Source organism: Vibrio splendidus, assembly GCF_001557875.1.
GTDB lineage: Bacteria > Pseudomonadota > Gammaproteobacteria > Enterobacterales > Vibrionaceae > Vibrio > Vibrio splendidus_F.
On sequence record NZ_LNRF01000008.1, the window covers coordinates 161,321 to 184,256 of the forward strand.

The 22,936-nt window shown below is 44.8% G+C and carries 15 protein-coding genes; 4 read left to right on the forward strand and 11 right to left on the reverse strand.

All coding sequences use genetic code 11. The features are described from left to right. Positions 1-156: 156 nt before the first annotated feature. From ATB74_RS17725 to ATB74_RS17735, 3 genes are all read right to left on the reverse strand, one after another. Positions 157-2,439 (reverse strand): acyl-CoA dehydrogenase, encoded by a 2,283-nt coding sequence (locus ATB74_RS17725; RefSeq protein ID WP_061019300.1) that lies wholly within the window; start codon positions 2,437-2,439, stop codon positions 157-159. A 55-nt stretch (positions 2,440-2,494) separates the two neighbouring features. Next, positions 2,495-3,124, reverse strand: coding sequence for a TetR/AcrR family transcriptional regulator (locus ATB74_RS17730; RefSeq protein WP_052878168.1), 630 nt, complete (start codon positions 3,122-3,124; stop codon positions 2,495-2,497). A gap of 444 nt (positions 3,125-3,568) precedes the next feature. Beyond that, entirely contained in the window at positions 3,569-6,664 is a 3,096-nt protein-coding gene (locus tag ATB74_RS17735) for a VCBS domain-containing protein (protein WP_061019301.1), read from the reverse strand. A 301-nt stretch (positions 6,665-6,965) separates the two neighbouring features. Here ATB74_RS17735 and ATB74_RS17740 point away from each other — a divergent pair, with 301 nt between their 5' ends. Then, positions 6,966-8,273 (forward strand): TolC family outer membrane protein, encoded by a 1,308-nt coding sequence (locus ATB74_RS17740; protein WP_060982749.1) that lies wholly within the window; start codon positions 6,966-6,968, stop codon positions 8,271-8,273. After that, the gene (locus ATB74_RS17745; RefSeq protein ID WP_060982750.1) at positions 8,273-8,884 is read left to right on the forward strand and encodes an OmpA family protein; all 612 of its coding nucleotides are present in this window, start codon (positions 8,273-8,275) and stop codon (positions 8,882-8,884) included. The genes ATB74_RS17740 and ATB74_RS17745 overlap by 1 nt, the downstream gene beginning before the upstream one ends. Before the next feature lie 212 nt (positions 8,885-9,096). Here the strand turns inward: ATB74_RS17745 and nhaA are convergent, their stop codons facing one another. The 5 genes from nhaA to ATB74_RS17770 all read right to left on the reverse strand — a co-directional run bounded on the left by nhaA (position 9,097) and on the right by ATB74_RS17770 (position 16,275). Next, positions 9,097-10,260, reverse strand: coding sequence for a Na+/H+ antiporter NhaA (gene nhaA, locus ATB74_RS17750; RefSeq protein WP_029405366.1), 1,164 nt, complete (start codon positions 10,258-10,260; stop codon positions 9,097-9,099). 275 nt (positions 10,261-10,535) lie between these two features. Beyond that, positions 10,536-11,684 carry a lipocalin-like domain-containing protein gene (locus ATB74_RS17755; protein ID WP_061019302.1) on the reverse strand — a complete coding sequence of 383 codons (1,149 nt, stop codon included), beginning with the start codon at positions 11,682-11,684 and terminating at the stop codon, positions 10,536-10,538. Next, complete coding sequence (locus ATB74_RS17760) at positions 11,674-14,127, reverse strand: ABC transporter permease (protein ID WP_060982753.1); 2,454 nt, start codon at positions 14,125-14,127, stop codon at positions 11,674-11,676. The genes ATB74_RS17755 and ATB74_RS17760 overlap by 11 nt, the downstream gene beginning before the upstream one ends. Continuing rightward, positions 14,108-14,779, reverse strand: a complete 672-nt coding sequence (locus ATB74_RS17765; RefSeq protein WP_017060385.1) for an ABC transporter ATP-binding protein — start codon at positions 14,777-14,779, stop codon at positions 14,108-14,110. Before ATB74_RS17765 ends, ATB74_RS17760 begins: the two co-directional genes overlap by 20 nt. Before the next feature lie 122 nt (positions 14,780-14,901). After that, entirely contained in the window at positions 14,902-16,275 is a 1,374-nt protein-coding gene (locus tag ATB74_RS17770; protein ID WP_060982754.1) for an MATE family efflux transporter, read from the reverse strand. A gap of 533 nt (positions 16,276-16,808) precedes the next feature. Here ATB74_RS17770 and ATB74_RS17775 point away from each other — a divergent pair. After that, positions 16,809-18,224 carry a cytochrome c peroxidase gene (locus ATB74_RS17775; protein ID WP_061019303.1) on the forward strand — a complete coding sequence of 472 codons (1,416 nt, stop codon included), beginning with the start codon at positions 16,809-16,811 and terminating at the stop codon, positions 18,222-18,224. Between the two features lie 182 nt (positions 18,225-18,406). After that, complete coding sequence (locus ATB74_RS17780) at positions 18,407-19,837, forward strand: DUF2867 domain-containing protein (protein WP_061019304.1); 1,431 nt, start codon at positions 18,407-18,409, stop codon at positions 19,835-19,837. Positions 19,838-20,095: 258 nt separating this feature from the next. Here the strand turns inward: ATB74_RS17780 and ATB74_RS17785 are convergent, their stop codons facing one another. The 3 genes from ATB74_RS17785 to rsuA form a co-directional block, all read right to left on the reverse strand. Then, a complete protein-coding gene (locus ATB74_RS17785; protein ID WP_010441495.1) occupies positions 20,096-20,755 on the reverse strand; it encodes a DUF2913 family protein in 660 nt (219 codons plus the stop codon). Further along, a complete protein-coding gene (locus ATB74_RS17790) occupies positions 20,755-22,050 on the reverse strand; it encodes a Bcr/CflA family multidrug efflux MFS transporter (protein WP_432215308.1) in 1,296 nt (431 codons plus the stop codon). Before ATB74_RS17790 ends, ATB74_RS17785 begins: the two co-directional genes overlap by 1 nt. Before the next feature lie 98 nt (positions 22,051-22,148). Next, the gene (rsuA, locus tag ATB74_RS17795; RefSeq protein WP_017060380.1) at positions 22,149-22,844 is read right to left on the reverse strand and encodes a 16S rRNA pseudouridine(516) synthase RsuA; all 696 of its coding nucleotides are present in this window, start codon (positions 22,842-22,844) and stop codon (positions 22,149-22,151) included. Between the last annotated feature and the right edge of the window lie 92 nt (positions 22,845-22,936).

The window sequence follows — 22,936 nt, forward strand, 5'->3', positions numbered from 1 at the left end:
CATCTAATTTCTGTAAAAATGTGGTGAAAATGCAAGTGGTTGGAGCACTCAGCTGATATTTGCTGACTAAGTCACCATTTGTTAACGCATCTATTGCGACTTCTACGACAAAAACAAAAAAGGCACCTAATTAGGTGCCTTTGTATCATTTTTTATCTAAGCAACGCTATTTAGCTTAGGTTTTAACTCTTTTCGCGTCAAAGTTTCACTAAAGTCATGACTGAAGTGGTCGACTTGAATCGCAGCGTAACGCAGTTTATCGGCAGCCACAATCTGGTCAACTTCTTCTTGCGTTAGTACATCAGCAGCAAGTGCTTGAGCAAGTTTATCTTCTAACAAACCTTTACGAGCAACTTTGCCCTCTTTCACTGCTTTGAAGATCTTACGCTCAAGAGGCTTGATGCTGTACATCGCATTGAACGCGTTCTCCATCAAGCCAACACTGTCCTCTTCTTCCTTGCCAATGTAACAAAGGTGAGTCAGACGTTCACGGTGGGCGCCCGGAGTCATCAAGCTTTCTGCTAGTTGCACTGTTAGGTTATCACTTGGTTTTTCAAAGTGGTTGCCGACAGGGAAAACTAGACCTTTAAGTACTTTACCAACCATCTTGTTCGGGAAGTTTCTGTACGCTTCCTGTAGCGATTTAGCCGCGTTGTGGAAACAGTGTTGAACCGCGTAATGTACGTAGTCTAAGTCAGCTTGTTGACGACCTTCGTCTTCATACTTCTTAAGCGCTGCAGACGCCATGTAAAGGTAACTTAGGCCATCACCTAAACGTGCAGAGATAAGCTCTTTACGTTTCAGTTCACCACCTAGCGTCAGCATTGCGAAATCCGCACTTACTGCAAGCGCACGACTCAAACGAGTAAGATCTTGGTAGTAAGGTTTTGTTGGACCACTCATGTCGGCTTTAATGAACTTAGAGCCAGTCAGTGCTGCACCAAACGCGCCGAACGTGTTCTTAGTTGCATGAGAGATATGCTTGAACAGCAAGCTATCAAAGTCTTTTGCACCTTGCTTCTCATCTGGGTTCGCTGCCGCTTCCATTTCGCTCAATACGTATGGGTGACAACGTGTCGCTCCTTGACCGAAGATCATCAGGTTACGAGTTAGGATGTTGGCACCTTCTACTGTGATAGCAACTGGAATACCTAGGTAAGGCGCAGCCAAGTAGTTCATTGGGCCATCTTGAATAGCACGACCTGAGTGGATATCCATTGAGTCATTCAGAATAGTACGGGCCATCTCTGTCATGTGATATTTCGCGATAGCCGTTACGATACCCGGCTTCTCTTTCATATCAAGTGAAGTGGTTGTCAGTGTACGAGTTGCTTCAAGTAGGTATGTTAAGCCACCAATACGGCCTAGGCTCTCAGCAACACCTTCAAATTTACCAATCGACATACCAAACTGCTTACGAACATAAGCGTACGCGCCGGTCGTTTTCGCTGTTAGGTGGCCCATCGCCGTGCCAAGTGCTGGTAATGAGATACCACGCCCCGCAGACAGACATTCCACCAGCATACGCCAGCCTTTACCTGCGTAATCTGCACCACCGATTAGCCATTCCATAGGAATAAACACATCGTGACCACGTGTTGGACCATTCATGAATGCAAGACCAAGTGGGTCATGACGCTCACCAATCACAACACCTTCATGATCAGCTGGGATTAATGCACAAGTGATACCAATGTCTTCCTTGTCGCCAAGTAGCTTCTCAGGATCGTGCAGTTTGAAAGCCAAACCAAGTACAGTCGCTACTGGTGCTAACGTAATGTAGCGCTTGTTCCAGTTAAGCTTAATACCTAGTGTCTCTTTGCCTTCGTGCATTCCCATACACACAGTTCCGACATCAGGGATACCACCCGCATCAGAACCCGCTTCTGGGCCCGTTAGTGCGAAACACGGAATATCGGTACCGTCAGCAAGACGAGGTAGCCAGTAGTCTTTTTGATCTTGAGTACCGTAGTGAGACAGTAGCTCACCCGGGCCAAGAGAGTTTGGAACCATTACCGAAACCGCAGTACTGATACTACGCGTCGCAATCTTAGTTACGATGGTTGAGTTTGCGTGTGCTGAGAATTCACGACCGCCGTACTCTTTCGCGATAATAAGAGAAAAGAAACGCTCTTTGCGTAAGAAGTTCCATACCTCTTCAGGAAGGTCTCGATCTTCTTTTACAATTTGGTGGTCATCAAGCATAGCCAGCAAAGTTTCAAGCTCATTATCCATGAACGATTGCTCTTCTGCTGTCAGCTGAGGTTTTGGGTATTGGTGCAGCTTAGTGAAATCTGGTTTGCCAGAAAACAGCTCTCCGTCCCACCACACGCTACCCGCTTCCATCGCTTCTTTCTCGGTGCTAGATAGTGGTGGTAGTACTTTTTTAAAGAGTTTAAAAGCTGGGTCACTTACCCATTTTTGTCTTAGAGAGCTCATAGTTCAGATCCTTTTGTTCACTATATTGGTTGTGAATGTTTCGCTTTTTATTGTTTTATTCTTCTGCTGACATACCAGCGGCTAAATATGGAATAAGAATATCAACCACTGCTTTAGCATCTATCTTTCTGCCATAGTCATTCTCTGCAATTTCTACTAGAGCCTGACTTGATGCCATGGTGAATACACAAGTCCCTAGGGTGAAGTGTAATCGCCAAAATAACTGTTCTTGAGTGAGGTTCGGATTCGCCTTCATTACTGACGTCGTAAACAGAGAAAGAACTTCGCTATAACGCGTAGTAATGAACCAACGCAGGTGCCCTTGCACATCCGTATAGCCTCTGCCGATAAGCAACATGAAACGACTGGTACCATTTGGCCTAACATCATTAAGTGCTCTTAGTGGCTGTCTCAAAGACTCAAACACGTCACTCATAGAATACGTTTCGTTCAAGTTTAAGTTCACTAATGCATCTTGCAGTGCTGGCATAAATGCCTCTAAGTAACGATTGAGTACCGCACGAACCAGAGTCTTCTTATCGCCAAAGTGATAGTTCACTGAAGCTAAGTTGACATTCGCTTTACTCGTAATCGTGCGTAAAGAGGTGTCATTAAAACCGTGCTCAGCAAATAAGCCTTCAGCCACATCTAAGATTTTGTCTTTGGTTGTACTTCTTGGTGCCATTTCAATCACTCGTATTAAACAACTGTTTGAAATATACGCTTAGTACATTTATTTAACAAGCAAGCAACATCACATTTTCACAAATTGGTCGTACCAGTTAATAAAACTCAGCACTAACCGATTGAATCGCTGTGTGTTTACAAAAAAATAAAAAAATAATGAATTTTCTTGGAACTGAAATGGAAATGGGGGGTCATAAATTAGGTAGAAAACAGCGTATTTAGAAGTTTAACAGGCCGTCAAACTTGTTCTTCTCACTGCTTTCTTAATTACTGCATTTTCCTTATTAACTCCTATACTTGTATCCGCCCAAACCACGTTGGTTTGGGCTTTTTTTTGTGTGTTGATCTGATACCTTTTCTTTGGCTGTTACTCGACACAAAAAAGCCCCCGAAATCGAGGGCTTTTCTTACGTTAAGCATTAGAACCTTTCACTTTATCTAATTAAGCAGCATCATTTTTTATCAGCTCTCCCAGCACAGCAAGGTCATTACCTAGATCAACCGAACCACCCAGTTCAGTCGCAATCCCCTCAACAACTATAGTTTGGACATCATCCCCTCCATTGATTGGAATAGACAACGCGATATCTTCTCCGTCGACAGAGACCTCAATCGCATCAAGTAGCTCTGCCATTTGAGTCTCATCTTGAGGGTCTTCGACCAAATCATTGAGGTTGATCAGATCCCCAGAACCACCAGTATAAAGCTCGAAATCTTTAATAATATCAGTACCGTTGTCGAGCGCAGAGTCTAGCCACGTGAAGATGTTGTCTCCACTATCTCCAATTAGCAGATCGTTGCCTGACTCGGCATACAAGGGTTCATTACTCGCTGCACTAACAACGTTATATTGCTGCGGTTCTTCGATATCTATGGTGACCGTCTCTACCGTGCTTTCTGCACCATTAGAGTCGACCGCGACATAATCAAACTGCGGGTCTTCGGTTACTGCCTCGTTACCTTGAACATAGCGTAACTCCCAACTGCCCCCTGTCGATGACAGCTCCATCCCAACAATCGGATTGTCTGGTGAAGAATAACTAAAATCATACAGAATTTGGTTATTCCCTGTATCTCCTGGATCTTTTTGATATTGCTCCGTCTGAGTCGTGCCATCAGCAAAGGTATAGAGCACTTCAACATAAACATTACTATCAGTGTTAAATGAACCACCCAAACCATCTAAACCAAAGTCAACAACCTCTAATGGATTATTAGTAAAGTCGAGGACCAAGGTCTCCTGTTTGTTCATACCTCTACCATCAGTATCACCAATACCAAAGCCAACATGAGGTTGTTCACCTTGATACTGTTTCAACGGTTTATCATTGTTATCTTCGATCGTTACTGTAATCGTATTACCGTTATCTAGCGTAATAAGTCTCTCTGTTGGTGAAACTTCTACACCCCAATTATAGAAACCATCAACAAGCTCTGGCATATCCTCAGGATCACCACTGAAGCCCATTTCAAACATTTCTCCAGGCCCAGCAACAAAACTGATATTGTTCGGAACAAACAACACACCGTTATCAACATCAGACTGCACGATTTCTCTCGTGACGCCATTTTCATCGGTATACAAAAGGCTGCCGTTGGTTGGCAGACTTTCGATTCGAATATTAAGTGGAATGTCATCATGGTCATCTTCTATATCTGAGATGTAATCAGGCATACCACCGTCTTCAGAATCGAAAAGGATTGGTATGACCGCGTCCTCATCATTAACGACCGTAAAGCTGGTCGCTTCAGGTGCGTCATTGACACCATTGATTGTTATCTCGATAACATGCTCTACACCATCAATAGCGGTTACCACATATCGCTCAATAACCACGTCATCATCATTCAAGTATTGAACCGCATCGTTATCAACGACATAACTCCATGCCCCCTCAGGAGTAATCGTTAACATGCCCAGAGCAAGTGCATAAGTAGACCCAATCGGGGTAAACACACCATTAGGTTTAAAGGCGGGCATGTCACTCGTATCGACATCAGTAATCGTTAAAGTACCTGAAACTGAAAGTTCGTTGGTATCAGGATCAACATCGACATCTTCCGTCACCTCACCCGTGTCAGAATCACCTTCACCAACAGTGATTTCAGACGGGTCATCAGCACCATTGATGGTGATGGTCACTTCACTTGTGGTTCCGTCAATCGCAGTAACCGTGTAAACCTCGGTAACGAACTCATCGTCATCAAGATATTGCACATCATCGTTGTCCACGACGTACGTCCATTCACCGTCGTCGGTAATGGTCAACATACCCAACGCAGTATCATTGGTCGAGCCTTCTGGGTTAAACGTACCATTGGGTTCAAAAGCAGCGACATCACTGTCGTCTACATCGGTGATGGTTAGCGTTCCGGAGGTTATTAAGTTGTTGCTCTCTAGGTCAACATCCACATCCTCAGTCACTTCACCTGTGTCTGAATCACCTTCGCCAACGGTTATATCAGATGGATCATCAGCTCCGTTAATAGTGATGATAACTTCGCTTGTGGTACCGTCGCTGGCTGTAACGGTATAAACCTCAGTTACGAACTCATCGTCATCTAAGTACTGTACGTCATCGTTGTTAACTACGTAAGTCCACGCACCATCAGGGTCGATGCTCAAAACGCCTAGCTGTGAGTCGTTTGTTGAACCTACGAGGTTAAACTCACCATCAGCTGAAAAGGTGGGAGTGTCGCTGTCTACATCTGTAATCACGATCTGACCAGACGTCACTAATTGGTTGGTGATGTCGTCTACATCAATGTCCTCGGTCACACTGCCCGAGTCGTCAGTGGCTACAGCCGCATCATCAGTACCAATTATCGTTACTGTGATGACTTGTTCGACTCCATCGGAGGTTTGTACTGTCGTCGTGTCTTGAATTTGCTCGCCATCGGCAAGCTCATCATAAGGGCTGTTGGCCACGAAGGTCCAAGTACCATCTTCGTTTACAACAAAGGTACCGAGATCATTATCTCCAGCGACCTCTTTGCCAATAAAGGTAACGTCCGGATCATCGCTGGTTAAGGCGCCACCTGTCTCAATTGGTTCATCCTGCTCAAACTCAATAACATTAGTTTCACCTGAAATAAGCGCAAAAGCGATGATATCCAAAAGAGCAATACTTTGAGTTTCTGACAATCCTTGAGACTCAAACCCTTCAGTTTCAAAATTCGTGGCAGCTTGAGTTTCAGCCCCAGTACGTTCAATCCTACCGCTGTTGGTCAAACTCGAGCCTTCCTCACCAGCAGCAGTATCAAACTCATCTCCTAGTTCTGTTGGATCAAATCCTTCTTCAATTGCACGCTGAACTTGAGCGATCGCATCGTCAGTATCTAGCACATTTTGTTGGCCCTGGTTATCTACAAAACGTGCAGAAACACTTGGCACACTCTCTTCACTAGTATCAAAACTGATAATTACGTCGCTAGCAGCTGGTTGTTCGCCCGGAGACAAACGTCTAACTTGGCCTTGAGCGTCGAGCACTACACTCCCGCTAGCAAGACCTAGTATATTTAGGTTGATATTTCCCATATCCATATTCCCACTTCTACCCAGAACACACCAAACGCGGATCCAATCCCACTCTGCGCTGTGGCTATTTCCTACAATAAATTTAGTAGTGGCACTATTGATAATCAACTCACTAAAGTAGTGCAACCAAAGCACTTTTCAAATTAGTCAATAGCAATAGCGACTTACATTCAAAAAAAAACCAACAAACTTCGCATTTTTTTGCAAATGTCCTAAGCTTCGTTTAATACCCTTCTCTCAATTCAGCGGTAAACGTAGGTTGGGAAACGGATGAGACATTGAAAGTAGAAGGAGAGCTACTTTGAAATTGTTCAAATTATCCATCATGTGTTGCTTAGTTGCAGCAACACCACTCGCCGCTCAAACTCTGGAACAGTCGGTGGCTATTACTTTGGCAACCAATCCAGAGATAAAAAGCATCTTTAACGAATATGTGAGCGTGAAAAAGCGTAATGATGCCTCTGGAGGTGCATACAAGCCCAGTATCGATCTTGATGCCGGTATTGGTTACGAAGGCATAAACCCAGCACCAAACAACGGTCCCGATACCGATCTAACAAGAAAGGAAGCGACGATTTCCCTCACCCAATTGCTGTGGGATGGTTCCGCAACACTGTACGACATTGATCGTACCGCTGCAGAAGCCGAATCAGTTCGCTTGCAATTGATAGCGGATGCCGAAGACAAAGCGCTAGAGGTGACCCAAATCTATTTAGATGCTGTGAAAGCCACAGAAGTACTGGCACTGTCAGAAAGTAATCTTTCGATACACAAGAAAATCTACAAGGATATAAAGAAACGAGCTAATTCAGGCATAGGTTCAACCGCGGATGTATCTCAGGTAGAAGCTAGGATTGCAAAAGCTCATGGTAACTTGTTGGCCGCACAGAATAATTTAATCGATACACACACCCAGTTTAGACGAGTGGTTGGCCAAGAACCCCTAGGCTTAATTTACCCACGAGCCGATATTTCGAGGATTCCTTTGTCGTTAACGGACGCCATTGTTGATGCCTTAGACAAACACCCAGTGATAAAAATCGCAACGGCTGATGTCGACGCAGCACATTTTCAATACAAACAATCAAAAGGCGTAAACTACCCCACATTCTCCATCGAAGCATCACAGTCGTGGCGTGACGATGCGGGAGGCGATGAAGGCTCTAGTCAAGAGACACTCGCGATGCTAAGAATGCGATATAACTTGTACAACGGTGGAACAGACAGTGCTAATTCTGAAGCAGCTGCTTACCAATTGAATAAAGCAAAAGATCTGAGAGATCGTGCTTATCGCCAAGTCGAAGAAGGTCTTCGCCTTTCATGGAGTGCCTTAGATTTAACACTGCAACAAAAAAACTTTCTATCTGACCATGTTGATTCAGCTTCGGAGACCGTTATCGCTTATGAAAAACAATACCGAATAGGCAAACGTACTCTGCTTGACTTGCTCAACACAGAGAACGAACTATTTGAAGCCCGTAAAGACTATCTAGATGCGCATTACTCCGAGCAGTACGCTAAGTACCGTGTGATGAACGCAACCGGTTCTTTATTGAACGCTCTACTGGTCGACATACCAGAAGAGTGGACAACGGCCGTGGAGTATTAATGATGAAAATAACTTACTTATTACTTCCCGTATTAACGATGACTCTATTCGCCTGCTCTAGTCAACAGGAAGAGGCCTACATCGAGACACCTGAAGCGGAACAGATTGCAGACCTGCAAGATGATGACAAAGATGGTGTGGTCAACGCACGCGATACCTGCCCAGGAACGCCTGAAGCATCACAAGTCGATAATGATGGCTGTGGTGAAACGATTCGTGCAGAAGAAGTCAGACAGCTAAAAATACTCTTTGCTCATGACTCATTTGAAGTGAATCCAATATTTTCTGATCAAATCAGCACGATGGCAGAGTTCCTTGAAACCTACAAAAGTGCTTCTATCGAAATCCAAGGTTACGCGAGTAAAGTGGGTTCCAATGAGTACAACTTAGATTTATCAAAGAAACGAGCGAATAATGTGCAAGACGAGTTATTGTCGAATGGTATAGAACCAGAGCGTGTGAGAATTGTTGGCTATGGCGAAGAACGCTTAGAAAGCGATGGTGATGACCCTACTTCACACGCACTGAACCGAAAGGTAACGGCGACCGTAGTTGGGTTAAGTGAGCAGATCGTTGAAGAGTGGACTATTTTTACAACACTAGAAAAGTAGCGTGACATTGTCACCGTATTTGCAAAACAAGCCATCTTACAAATAGTAGCTTAGCAACATGATCAATAAAGCCGTGATAGGGTTACCTATCACGGCTTTTTGTTCTTTGTCGTCACATGAATCGTGTGGATGACTCTGTGACTCTTCTTGCTACTCAGAAATTGACTTGTTGCTCAGGAATTGGCTCGATGGTTAATCGAACCAATTACCGATTATAGTTTTACTTCTTGATGCTTAGTTTTCGGTAGAGAAATACTTAGCAGGAAGTAACCTAAGATAGCTGCAGTTGTTGAGCCCATCAGGATACCTAATCGAGCAAGCGTATCAAAATCTGCGTTCGTTGGACCAAATGCCAGTGACGAGATAAAGATAGACATAGTAAAGCCAATACCACACAACACAGATACCGCGAAGATGTTCATGAAATTCACACCTTCAGGAAGCTTAGCTACGCCGGTTTTCACAGCACCCCAGCTGAATAGGAAGATACCCAGTGGCTTACCAACCAATAGACCCATAGCAATACCAAGCGGTAGCATTCCTGTAAGGTTTGAAATTGAGATGCCTTCTAGTGATATACCTGCGTTTGCAAATGCGAAGATTGGCAAGATTGCAAAAGCGACGTATGGGTGCAGAGCATGCTCTAAGTGTTTCAGCGGAGAATGTTCTCCTTTATTACCTTTTAGTGGGATAGCAAAACCAATTACTACACCAGCCAATGTTGCGTGAACACCAGACTTCAATACAGCGAACCATAGGATCGCACCAACAATTAAGTACACGCTCAGCTTAGTTACATGCTTGTTATTTAACATGAACAACACACCAGTCGCGATGAAACCAACCGTTAGTGCAAGCGTTGATAGGTCGCCTGAGTAGAACAATGCAATGATAACAACAACACCTAAGTCATCGATAATTGCTAGAGCCAGTAGGAACACTTTCAAACTTACTGGTACGCGGTTACCAAGAAGAGCCATGATACCCAACGCAAATGCGATATCCGTTGCAGCAGGGATAGCCCAACCTTGAAGCGCTTCAGGGTTACTTGAGTTAAATAGCACATAAATAAGTGCAGGAGCTAGCATACCGCCCACAGCAGCGATAGCTGGGAAGATTGCCGTCTCTTTAGACTTTAATGCGCCTTCTAAAAGTTCACGCTTAACTTCTAAGCCGATTAGAAGGAAGAAGACAGCCATTAAGCCATCGTTAATCCAGTGAGACACAGACATACCAAGAACGTAACTATGAAGTACACCTTGGTACATTTCGTTCAGTGGTGAGTTTGCTACAAACATTGCGATCGCCGCAGCGATAACTAGGATGATGCCGCCAGCAGATTCTAATTTAAAGAAGTCACGGATGACGTCGGTCATGATTTCGCCCTTATATTTATTATTTAAATAAACGAATAACAAAGAATAACCCAGAGTTTATATCTAAGCTTTATCGATAGATAATCACTTCTTCGGATGTTTAACTTCGGTTTTTCCTACAAATACTAAACAATACGTCGTATATTCCATAATATTATTATGCGCCATAAAATAAGTATAGATGAGATCACCAAGGCTGTATGCACAAATAATTCGAGTCTGGTAGGAATCGCCAACATAAAAAAAGGCTATCAAATGATAGCCTTAGGTGTTTTTTAGTAGCCTGTTAACTGCATAAAGCCTGTTGCTTCATGGCTTCCGCTCGCCATAATTGGCCCTTCCCAATAGGGTATGACAAAAGGCAGCCACATATCCCTACGCTTGATACGCGTCGTGAGGTTGATATTGTGTTGTGGCACATTAATAATCCATTGCAGTGGCATCCTTCTACCATTCAGTAGCGTCGTATTCTGTAAAGGCTTGATAGAAATATCGGAGTCCGTGAGCTGATACACTTTACCAGAGCGAGTGGCCAATGTTCCGAAAACATAAGGCAACTGTTGATTATGGCGGTAGCGGTTAATGCTCAGTGCTGTGCCATCATCAAGATTAAACACGAACCAATCCCAGCCTTGCTGACCCACTCCGAGTAAGCCACTCCCCCACTCTTTATGTACCCAAGCAGTGCCTTCAACTTCCTTGGCAACACCGTCCAAATTCAACACGCCACTTAGAGACAAGAACGGAGCGCTGAAGTTATAAGACGCAACAGGTAATAAATCGTGCTTTTTCTGATAGCCGTTATCACCGTTGAGCACGTATGGACCTTTCGCTATAGTGTCGAGTTCAAGGCCAAACGTATCAGTTTGCACTTGAAGTCGACCCGGGAATGGTGTGCTACCGAGTGCGCGCCAGTTCCAGTTATCAATCCAAATCCTAAACGGACGACTGGTCATTCCCGCCTGGCCTATGCCACCACGCGCTAAACGTTGCTCTTTCCAAACTTTGGAATCAGAAGAGATCACAACATTTGAAATATAGACCTGAGGACTTTGCCATCCTGGGGTCTCACGTTCATCAGTAGCTATACGGAAGAAGCTCCACTGCACTGAGTACTTTTTACCGTCATCCCCTTTTAGAGATGCAAAGTAATGCCACCACTCGTGTTGGAATTCTGGGTGGAACTGAAAGTCACGAGGCAATGAAACGCTGCGGTCAGGTAGCACAGGCTCAAACACATTGAAATGTTCGCTAACAAGTACTGAGTTAACCTCGTTAACCCCCTTTTCACCAACGTCAACAAAATAAGAATAATACGCCCAGATACCTAAAATAGTGCCAAAGAAACCAATCAGTAATAGAGAGGAAATAAGTCGGTGTCTGAGTTTCGTTGAGCCATTTCGTTGAAGCATATTAAAGCGCATCCCTCAATGATTTCATCGGGGTGTTCCGAATCATTCTCATCACTGGCAAAGCACCAGCCAACATCAATGCAGCCATGGCCCATGCAAATGTCTGTAAATAGTCCCAAGGAATCACTTGTAACTCGAGAGACCAGCCAAAAGACTGCTTAATAACGATATCAACAATCAAGCTTGCTAACGCTAAACCGAGCGGAATCGCAATCAAGGAGGAAATAAGCCCAAATACAAACAACTGTAAGCTACCTGTCAGAATCAGCTCTTTCGCCGATACACCTAAACAGCGCTGCAGCGAGATATGCCTTTGTCGAGACACTTCACCAGCAACGGTTGCAAAGAAGATACCAAAGACTGCGATAACCAAGGTAATGTTACCCAACGTATCAGCGATCGCGAACGTTCTATCAAACACACGCATTGCTTGACTGTGAATATTGTTGTTATCAAAAACTCGCTCAGAACCAAGCCTGAATACACTTTCCAGTCGGCTGCGAAGTCCTACTGAATTAACATCATCTTTGAGTATAACGCCAAGGCCCACATTGCCGCGCCCTGCAAATCCATACAGCCAGTTTCGATGTGACATCATGACCTGATGGTAAGGGTTCCCATAATCGTAATAAACACCGACAACCTGCCAACCGGAACCAAGGTTGTCATAAAGGTCAATGTAGTCGCCTGGGCGAATCCCCAACTTAAGAGACATCGACTCACTGATCAACACACCTTTCGAGTGATGTAAGTGATACCAATAATTCGGAATACCTAATTTGATGGTCAACGCTTCTAGTTCACCTTCAGAAGGACCAGTACTGACCACTTGAATACTACCCACTGGAGAAGCTACGTCTTTCTCCCAACGCCACCAAACTGAGTCCACTTCTGGTTGGTCTGACAGCCAGTTACTCATGCGAGCAGCGGCATTGTTGGTTGGGTAGATGTAAAGATCTGCAGCCAAACGCTGTGTTAGCCATTTATCAGTGGTATCCCTAAAGCTACCGACCATGGTTTCTACACCAATGTTTGCTGTCAGCGCCAGCATAAACGCCATTGTTGCTACGCCACGGTAGCTCATACTTGACGCAGCATCAGCAAAGAACCAGCGAGCACGAACCCAGCGCAATGAATAAGAGAGGCTATTAAATAGCTTCCACATCAAGAATGGCGTAAACAGAGCCACACTGACGAGCATCAACGCGATAATCGCAAAACCAGACTCTTGAGTCTGAGGGGCTTGATACACAGCGACAGCTGCAACCAAGAAGCCACACCCAATCAATGCTTGCCATGTGAATTCTGTACCCGCAAAACGCATCAAAGATAATCGAGAGGTCAAACGAATAGGTTGTGATCTAAGCAAACGAACCAGCGGCCAAGCACACGCTAAGAATGCACCAAGTAGTGCCATTAACAAGCTGTAACCGCTCCATCGCCAATTCCAGTCAATCGTTAAACCAACATTGGCATCATATAGGTCACCTAAGCTTGAAGATACTGCCGGTAACAATTGATTAGCCAACATGACACCGAATACATTACCGCAGATCCAGCTCAGTACTACCAATAGCAACAATTCTAAACAAAGCGCTTTCGCCAGTTGCCAGCCCGATACACCTGTTTGTCTTAAGATTCCGACTAACGGTTGGCGCTGAATAAACGACAGCGACATCGCTTGATAGAAAATAAACAAGCCAACCACAAACGACAGCATACCCATCGCTTTAAGATTTAAGTGAAAAGCACTGGTTAGCGACTCGAGTTCCGCTTTAGAACTGCGGGTGATCGTCAACCCATTCGGCAACATATTTTTTAGACGCTCAAATTTCTCAGTAGACATGTCTGAGCAAGCAATCACTGAAAGTCCTGCACTGCGTTTAAGCATGCGGAGCAAGGAAATATCTGCTATTAATCTGGTGCCATTAATCAGGTTGTTTTGATCGACAACCACAGGACCAAGCTCAGAGCCATCCATCAGAGGAATGTAATCACCGTTGTTCCACTCCATGTGTTCAGCGAGATCATCACTTACAAGGATTGGATATGGCGGTTTCATGAGGTTTAAAGTGGTGAGATCTTTTAACGCAATACCCGGCTGCAACTGAAGCATAGAAACAGGGTCTATGCCGATAAGCATGAAGTTCGCGCCGTTTTCATCAGTGATACGATGGTGGTCAAAAGGAGAGCACTGTTGAAAGCCTTCACGGCGAAGCTGGATATAAAAACCTTGTGGAATCTTATTAGCGTTGTGTTTTGGTCGAATACGGTAAGGAAGAGGATTCGAAAAGAGTTTTTCGCCATGTGCATAGCTTTGCTTGGCGTGTTGATTGATAGCAGTAACACCAACCAAAAGTGATACGCCGAGGGTTAAACCAAGCCATACCAAAATAATCTGCAGTGGGTAACGTCGATAGTGACCGAGTAGTGCCTTAACTACGGGCCATAACATGCAGTTGCCCTCCTTGTAGACGGATCCTGCCATCCATGTGCAGTGCTACTTTTTCACTGTGTGTCACCAGCAACAAGGTACATTCTAATTGGCGAGCCAAAGAGGTCAGCAAACGCATTACAGCTTCTGCATTACGCTCATCTAAACTACCGGTCGGCTCATCGGCCAGCAATATTTTTGGTTCCATATACAGCGCACGCGCAATTGCCGCACGTTGTTGTTGGCCACCAGACGCTTCTTCAGGGTAGCGGCCAAGCAAAGGCATAAGGTCTAAAGCAGAAAGAATCTGCCTCCAGAGGCCTTTGTCTTCAGGTAAGCCTTTTAACTGACGGCAAAAACGGATGTTATCGGCAATATTTAGCGTTGGCAGCAAGTTGAACTGCTGAAAAATATGGCCAATGTTGTTTCTACGATAAGCAGTGCGATCACGCTCGGTTGAGTCGTGCATATTGAAGTGAGGGAAAGCGATTTCACCTGAATCCGCTAGGTCTAAACCCGCGATAAGGTTCAGTAAAGTACTTTTACCTGATCCGCTTTCTCCCATTAATGCTAGCTGGTCACCTTGGTTTAATGTTAATTCAGCACCTTGCAAAACAGGGTGAAACTCCCCCCCATCGACATAGCCTTTACATAGGTCTGACAGCTTTAACATTAAACAGCTCGCATTAGTTAGAATTTGGAAGGAGAATCTACACTAATTCCCTGTTAGGAGGAAGTATTTTGAAAGATAGATCACACACCAATGATAAAGTGACGTGATTGGTGCGCCCTACTTCAACTTCCTATCAAGTTTTTAATCCATTTTCTTGTTTTCATGCGATAGAGCGACCCGCCCCACTTAATCACTTCTTCAGTTAGGAAAAGCAGATATACCCACTCAGGTGGAAACTTAAGATAAATAGCAGCAATGGCCGCCAGTGGAATGCCAATCACCCACTGAGCAATCAAGTCTTGATAGAGGCAGAACTTCACATCACCGCCCGCTCTCAACACACCAACAATCACAGTCAACGGCACAGAGCGAATAATAATACCTACACTCAGAATCAGAATAAACTTTTCTGAGAGGGCTCTGGTTTCTTCAGTCAATGCGCTAAAGGCATTGAGTATTGGCGTTTGAACGAAGTAGAGAAAAACGGCCACTACGATACTGGTTAAGAAACACAAAATCGTTAAGCCTAGCGCTTGATAGTAAACCGCTTCATTGTTTTTCGCGCCAAGTTGATTACCCACCAGAACCGCTGCCGCGTTCGAAAGGCCAATCAATAAACTCAATGAGATAGATTCAACTGGCGTCATTACTGAAAGTGCAGCTAAACCTTGAACGCCCGATTGTCCCATGATCGCGTGGTAAGCAAACAACCCACCCGCCCATGCTAAGAAGTTAAACGTGGTCGGCAGAGACAACTTCAAAAAGCGAACCACCTTTTCGATCGAAGCTGCCGCTTTAATATCGCAGAACTTAAAAGCTAATAAATGCTTAGAGAAATAGAGATAACCAAACAAAGTCGCGACTTCAATTGCACCACTCAGCACCGTTGCAATTGCTGCGCCTTTGATTCCAAGCGCTGGAAAACCCAAGTTACCGAAAATCAGCACCCAGTTTAAGAATACATTAGACAGGATACCGATACCGCTGAAGAAGGTGCTTAGCCCTGGTTTGTGCATCGCTCTCAAACCCACAGCCATACTGCTTACGCACGATACCGCTAACATGCTAAATGAGGTAATTACGATGTATTCAACGCCTAGGTTGATGACCTCTTGAGAGTCGGTAGTCACGCCCATAATTTGTGTAGGAAATGAAACGAAAAATGCAATGGTCAGTAACGCAAATAGGGTCGAAACCAGCCACGTCAGTGCGGTGCTTTCTCTCACACCTTGCCTGTTACCCGCTCCCCAATATTGAGCAGTAAGAAGAGCGCCGCCGGTGGTGACACCCACCAGCATAATGGTCGTCACGAACATCGCTCGGCTCGCAACACCCACAGCCGCAATGTCTGCTTCGCCAAGTTGGCCCAACATCAACACATCCACTAAGCCTCGGCTTGAAAACATAATGCTCTGCAAAGCAATAGGCAAAGCAATCGCAATAAGCCTGCGAACAAAATCACCTCGAGTATGATGAATAATTGAAGAGAGCAACATAGAGATACCTAAACGGAACGTATTGATGAATAAAGGAAAATATCCCACCATTATATCAACGTTCGGTTTTTAACCATACATAAATAACACGGTGAACATGAATTCCCGCATAGCATCCTAATTTATGCATCATTTACTTGTTCAAATGTCAAAACTCGATTAGCCAGACAATAGTGACGTCACCTTGGTCCTTGCTCCCTTGCTAGCCGAACTAGCAAAGTACATTCACTCAGCCGCTCTCTCGAACAAAGCGAAAATCATCAAGTCAGCATTATTAATACGGGTGCACATATCAAAAAACACATTTGCCGCATAGACAGGTAAATTGATTGAAATCAAAGTTAGTAGCGATCGGCATCCTGTTGTATTTGTTGCCATTTTTAACAAACCAATATAACCACATGAATTAAATGGCTTTATTTCGTTAAATTATTCTCCATCTAGTTATTCGATTAATATTGATTCCTTTTTGTCATTTCATAAAGTTTCTTAAATTCAATAACTTCCTAGCCAATTCACTAGGGAGTTAAAAAATGAATAATAAAAAAATAATATTTAGTTTAGTTGGTTTAGGGATATTGGCTTATTTAGGCTCGGTGTATTGGGTCGACAAAAATGACCAAAAACTGGCCGAGCAAAACTTGGCGCAATTCTCATCACTCGATGAGTCATCTCTTGATTATCAAGCGATGAAAGTACTTACAGATAAGGGATGCAGTTATTGCCATACAGGCGACAGCGAGATGCCTTTTTATGCGAACTGGCCAATCGCTAAAAACCTGATGGATAAAGACCTTCAATCTGGTATGAGACACTTTGAAATTACTCAGTTGTTCAATGGGGTACAAGGTAAAGAACCGATATCTGAAGTGGCATTAGCTCGTATCGAAAAAGTTCTTTATGACGATTCCATGCCACCAAAAATCTACCAATCGATGCACTGGTCAGCAGGAATTTCGAAAGAAGAGAAACACACGCTTCTTAGATGGATTCGTCACACTCGTGCCACTCTTCACGCCAACTCACCGGTGCATGACGAGGGAAAAAAGCTCGCTTTGCAGCCTATCTATTCTAGCTTTGACGTTGACGAAGACAGGGCTAAGTTAGGTAAGGCCTTATATCACGATACGCGCCTGTCTGGAGATGACACCGTGTCTTGTGCATCATGTCATGGCCTCGATACGGGTGGAGTAGACAATCTCGTTGGCTCGATTGGCATTCATGGTCAAGTGGGCGGAATCAATGCACCAACCGTCTTCAACTCAGTGTACAACAAGCTCCAATTTTGGGACGGTCGAGCAAACGACCTCCAAGACCAAGCTGGCGGTCCTCCATTCAACCCAATTGAAATGGGTTCTGAAGGTTGGGATCAGATAGTTGACAAGCTTAGCCACGACCAAGAATTAGTGGCTATGTTCGACAAGACCTACGAAGGTGAAATCAGCGGCCACACCATCACTCACGCTATCGCTGAATTTGAAAAGACATTGACGACACCCAACAGCCGTTTTGACCAATACTTAACGGGTAACGTCGATGCTATAGATAGCCATGAAAAATATGGCCTGATGCTTTTCAAAAAGTATAGCTGCGGTACATGCCATGCGGGTGAAGCCATGGGCGGTGAAACCTTTGAGGCAATGGGCCTAAAAGCGGATTACTTCTCTGACCGTGGTTCTGACATCACACCAGAAGATATGGGGCGTTTCAACGTAACGGGCATCGAATCGGACCGACACAAGTTTAAAGTCCCTACACTGAGAAACATCGAGCTGACTGCGCCTTACTTCCATGACGGACAGGCAGAAACTTTAGACAAGGCGATTTTCGACATGGGTAAGTATCAAGTAGGTGTTGAAATGAGCGACCAAGAAGTTGATGCGATTAAGGCATTCCTCAAGACACTCACTGGTGAATATAAAGGTCAAAACCTTAGCCCAACCTCATAAGCAATACCTTATGTCGCTCGTTCTTAGATAAAAGAACGGGCTACTCTGGAAGTTCAAAGCCAATAGGTTAATTCTATTGGCTTTTTTACATCCATCACTGGTAAATTGGTGTATAAGCAAGTTAACGCAGTTACCTTGAGTAACGTGTCCGGACTTTGAATAGCACATTACATGGAGTAACAATGAAGAAAGTACTGGTTTTAGGCGCTTCTGGATATGTTGGTTCGCAACTCCTCCCTCTTCTGCTTGAGCAAGGCTATCAAGTCACGGCAGCAGCAAGGCATATCGACTATTTAAAGGCACGGACCGAGCCTCACGAAAACTTATCACTAAAGTATCTTGACCTGGCTGATCAAGCCGCGACACAAGCCTTAGTCCCCGATTTTGATCTTATCTTCTTCCTTGTCCATGGAATGGCAGAAGGCCACGACTTTATTGATTACGAGTTAAACCTAGCTCGCAACTTTGTCTCTGCACTTGGCCCTAAAAACCAGCACGTTATCTATCTAAGCTCGCTGCAGCCTCAAACTGGTGACTCAGAGCACCTTCAAGCGAGAAAGAAAACCGGTGAACTACTTCGTAAAGGGCAGGTACCGATAACCGAACTTCAAGCAGGCGTGATCATAGGCCCAGGCTCTGCGGCATTCGAGATCATGCGAGACTTTGTGTACAACTTGCCGATTATGATTGCGCCAAAGTGGGTCGATTCTAAAGCAAACCCTATCGCATTGCAGAACCTGAACCACTATCTGCTGAAGCTAGCACAAGACACGCCTATAGAAAGCCAAATCTTCGAAGTTGGTGGGCCGGATATTGTCTCTTACCGAAACCAGTTTGCTCATATTGCCAAAACTGCCGATCGTCCACTCAGGCTATGGGCGACATCGCTACTGACACCAAAGATTGCTTCATATTGGTTAGGCGTGGTGACTTCTGTACCGTCCAACATTGGCAGAGCGCTTCTCGCAGGCTTAAAACACGATTTTGTCGCCAGTTCGACCACCATTAGAGAGAAGTACCCACAGAAGCTTATCTCGTTCGAGAATATGGTTGAGCAAGCTATTCATTCTGAAGGCAACTTCGTAAAGAGTAATGTGTGGGGTTTTGACAAAACCGCCTTCAAACGCTGGCAAGCTGGGTATGGCTATTACCCGAAGAAAACAGGCGCAAGTATCACCTCAAGTGCATCACTAGAATCGCTTTGGCATGTTGCTCAGCAAATCGGAAGCCCGAAGCAAGGTTACTTCTTCGCTAACACTTTATGGCGCACACGCGAATGGTTGGATGTTCTTTTCGGTGGCGGCGTACCTGTTCGTCAAATGCCAGAAGGGCCCAACCTAAAAGTCGGTGACAAAATCGATTCATGGAAGGTCATTCGCTGTGAAGAGAATCAGTTTTTATCTCTGCTTTTCGGTATGAAAGGCCCCGGTTTAGGGCGACTCGAGATTACCGTCTCTGACCACGGTGATTTTCGCGAGCTGAACATCTCGGCTTGGTGGCATCCAAAGGGCTTTCTAGGATTACTGTATTGGTTTGCGATGATGCCAGCTCACCTGTTTATTTTTAAAGGCATGGTGAAGGCGATTGAGAAGCAGGCTAAAGAGCAGGATTAGAAGCAGGTTCGAGATTCGAGTGTCGAGATGCGAAAAGATTAAAAGCAGATACGGGATTCGAGTAACGAGATGCGAAAAGACTAAAAGCAGATACGGGATTCGAGTAACGAGATGTGAAAAGACTAAAAGCGGATACGGGATTCGAGTATCGAGATGCGAAAAGACTTAACAGAAAATTAGCGACACGCGCGATGAGAGGCAAAAAAGAGCGGATAATTCCGCTCTTCGTATCTTTCATCTCGTATCCCGAATCCGCGACTAGCCAATAACGCTAATTGGGATCTCAGCCAATTGGTTACCTTGGTTAGCAGGGTAAACGATGTATTCACCGTGATACTTCACTGCAGACTTATAGTCCGTCACTTTGTGAAGCATAAAACCTGCTTCCATCGCAGCTTGGATAAACTCAGCGTGGTTACCACGAACAAACCAGTTCATTGGCTTAACCATCAACTCACCGTCGAAAGAGTCGTCACACTGTTTGCCACACAAAGCAAAAGAGTGCTCACCATCGGTGAAGAATTGGATCTTGCCGCCAGTCGTTAGCTCGTCTTCACTCGATACGCTCCACCCCATCTCGTACATTTTGTCCATGAACGCTTCAACATCACTGTCTTTTAGCGCTTTAGGCTCTTCGCCTTCAGGGAAAAAACGTCCGTAAAACGCAGAAATACGTTTAAAGGTAAAAGTTAAATCAGAGTTGTTGCCTTTTGAGCGACCCTGTTTCTGCCAGCGAACCAAGTCCGGCACAATCACACGATCATAAGCTTGAGACTTAATCGCTTTTGTTACCCAGCGAACAAGGTAAAGATTGTTCGCGATAGGCGCATCGATCGCTTTACCTGACTTATGTAGAGCGTACAGTTCGCCTAACGCATCGTTCACTAACTTCTGAATTTCAATATAGTATTTTGACATTATGCCTTCTTTCCTAATGTCCAATATAGTAATGCTGACAGTATTGCACATACTGCCATCACCATAGCCATTGGCCCTGCAGTGTCACTTGGTAGCATTGCAACAATTGCCCCCACCACAGAACCTGTACCAAATCTTAATGTGCCCGCAAGCGAAGACGCTGTGCCGGCCATATTCGGGTATCCGCTTAAAAGCAGTGCCATTGAGTTACTACCAATAGTAGACAGTGTGCCGATAAACAGCATCACAAACGGCACAATACCCCACAAACCGATATCCAGCATCCAACCGACGAGTAGGCCTAGGCCCGCAAACAGTTGAATGGTTAAGCCCACTCTAAGCATAGCGTGAGAGCCCACTTTCTTAACGATTCGACCATTGATGCTCGTCATCAAGATCATCGCAACAATGTTCAGGCCGAACAGGTAGCCAAACAGATCAGGGCGAACACCATAGATATCAATGTAAACGAATGAGCCAGCCGTTAAGAACGCAAACATGCCTGAAAAAGAGAATGCACCAGAGAAAATCAGGCCCATCGCCGTTGGGTTCTTACACAGTCGAGCATAGTTACGAATCGTTGTTTTAAAGCGCAGTGGTTGTCGCTTTTCTGCGGGGAGCGTTTCTGGGATCTTCATCGATACCGCTAAGATCACGATCACCGCAAAAATAGCCAGTACCCAGAAAATTGAGCGCCAGCCGAACCACAACGCTAAGTAACCGCCAATCATCGGAGCAACCAATGGCGCAACTGTCATGACCAAAGTAACGAAAGACATGGTTCTTGCGAAATCTTCACGATCGAACATGTCTCTTACCACCGCTTGGATGATAACGGCCGCAGCAGCACCAGCAAAACCTTGAGCGGTACGGATGTAAGTCAGCGCTTCAATGCCGTGTGTTGTCGCACTCACCATAGACGCGATAGCAAACAAGAACACACCAATAAGCAGTACTGGCTTACGACCGTAGCTATCTGCCAACGGGCCATGCAGCAACTGCCCCAACGCGAAACCTGCGGTATACGCTGTTAGCGTGATTTGTACTTCACCCGCCGTAACACCAAGATCTTTGGCGATCGTTGGCATCGCTGGCAGATACATATCAATGGCTAGCGGAGTAAGTGCACCAATCGCACCTAGAATCAAAAACAGCACTAAGCCTAATTGAGGGGTTTCTGGTTGGGAGCTTGGGCTCTGTGGGGGCGATGTTTGCATAACTCTCCGGCTAAGTACTAGGTTATATTTGTGCACGAGCATGCACACAGTGATACACGAATACGCACAGTTATACACGAATATGCGCACAGCAATAATGGCTGAAACAGTCCTAGTACCAGTCAAAATAATCAGCCGACGCTATCCTTGGTCGGCTACATCCACTATAGAAAGGATTACTTCCAGATAGAGTCGACTTCTTCTTGCGTTAGGTAGCGGTATTCACCTAGCTCTAAAGATTCGTCCATTTCAATTTCGCCAATACGTTCACGGTGCAGCGCTTCTACCTTGTTACCAAGTGCAGCAAACATACGTTTAACTTGGTGGTATTTGCCTTCATGAATCGTTAGCAATACTTCGCGTTCTGCACGAACTTCTAGGTGTGCTGGAAGTGTTAGGCCATCTTCGCTCTTAAGCTGAATGCCTTCTTTGAATTTTTCAACGTAATCGTCTTCAACCGGTTCAACCAACCACACACGGTACGTCTTTTCGCACTTATGCTTTGGTGATGTGATACGGTGAGACCACTTACCATCATCAGTAATCAACACAAGACCCGTTGTATCAATATCTAGACGGCCAGCAAAGTGCAGCTTGTCCATTTTGATTTCATCAAGTAATTCAAACGCGATACGATTTGCGCCATCTTCATGCGAACAAACAAAGCCTTCTGGCTTATAAAGCATGATGTAACGTGGGCCGTGAACATTCAGTTCATTGCCTTGCCATTCCACAACGCACTCTTCAGTTACCTTGAGTGAACCGCTTTTTTGAATGACATCATTAACTGTCACTGCCTTGGATTTTAATAAGTGTGTTGCTTCTCTTCGAGTGACGCCTAATGCATCGCACAGAAATTTATCTAAACGCATGAATACCTCAACTAATCTAAGTCGGGTATTATAGTCACCTTTGCTCAATTAGTTGAGCTATTTCACACTATTTGTTTTCCACCTTACAAGAC

Coding starts and splice junctions, on each gene's coding strand:
- ATB74_RS17725 (WP_061019300.1), bottom strand. CDS start 2,439: ATGAGCTCTCTAAGACAAAAATGGGTAAGTGACCCAGCTTTTAAACTC.
- ATB74_RS17730 (WP_052878168.1), bottom strand. CDS start 3,124: ATGGCACCAAGAAGTACAACCAAAGACAAAATCTTAGATGTGGCTGAA.
- ATB74_RS17735 (WP_061019301.1), bottom strand. CDS start 6,664: ATGGGAAATATCAACCTAAATATACTAGGTCTTGCTAGCGGGAGTGTA.
- ATB74_RS17745 (WP_060982750.1), top strand. CDS start 8,273: ATGATGAAAATAACTTACTTATTACTTCCCGTATTAACGATGACTCTA.
- nhaA (WP_029405366.1), bottom strand. CDS start 10,260: ATGACCGACGTCATCCGTGACTTCTTTAAATTAGAATCTGCTGGCGGC.
- ATB74_RS17755 (WP_061019302.1), bottom strand. CDS start 11,684: ATGCGCTTTAATATGCTTCAACGAAATGGCTCAACGAAACTCAGACAC.
- ATB74_RS17760 (WP_060982753.1), bottom strand. CDS start 14,127: ATGTTATGGCCCGTAGTTAAGGCACTACTCGGTCACTATCGACGTTAC.
- ATB74_RS17765 (WP_017060385.1), bottom strand. CDS start 14,779: ATGTTAAAGCTGTCAGACCTATGTAAAGGCTATGTCGATGGGGGGGAG.
- ATB74_RS17770 (WP_060982754.1), bottom strand. CDS start 16,275: ATGTTGCTCTCTTCAATTATTCATCATACTCGAGGTGATTTTGTTCGC.
- ATB74_RS17775 (WP_061019303.1), top strand. CDS start 16,809: ATGAATAATAAAAAAATAATATTTAGTTTAGTTGGTTTAGGGATATTG.
- ATB74_RS17780 (WP_061019304.1), top strand. CDS start 18,407: ATGAAGAAAGTACTGGTTTTAGGCGCTTCTGGATATGTTGGTTCGCAA.
- ATB74_RS17785 (WP_010441495.1), bottom strand. CDS start 20,755: ATGTCAAAATACTATATTGAAATTCAGAAGTTAGTGAACGATGCGTTA.
- rsuA (WP_017060380.1), bottom strand. CDS start 22,844: ATGCGTTTAGATAAATTTCTGTGCGATGCATTAGGCGTCACTCGAAGA.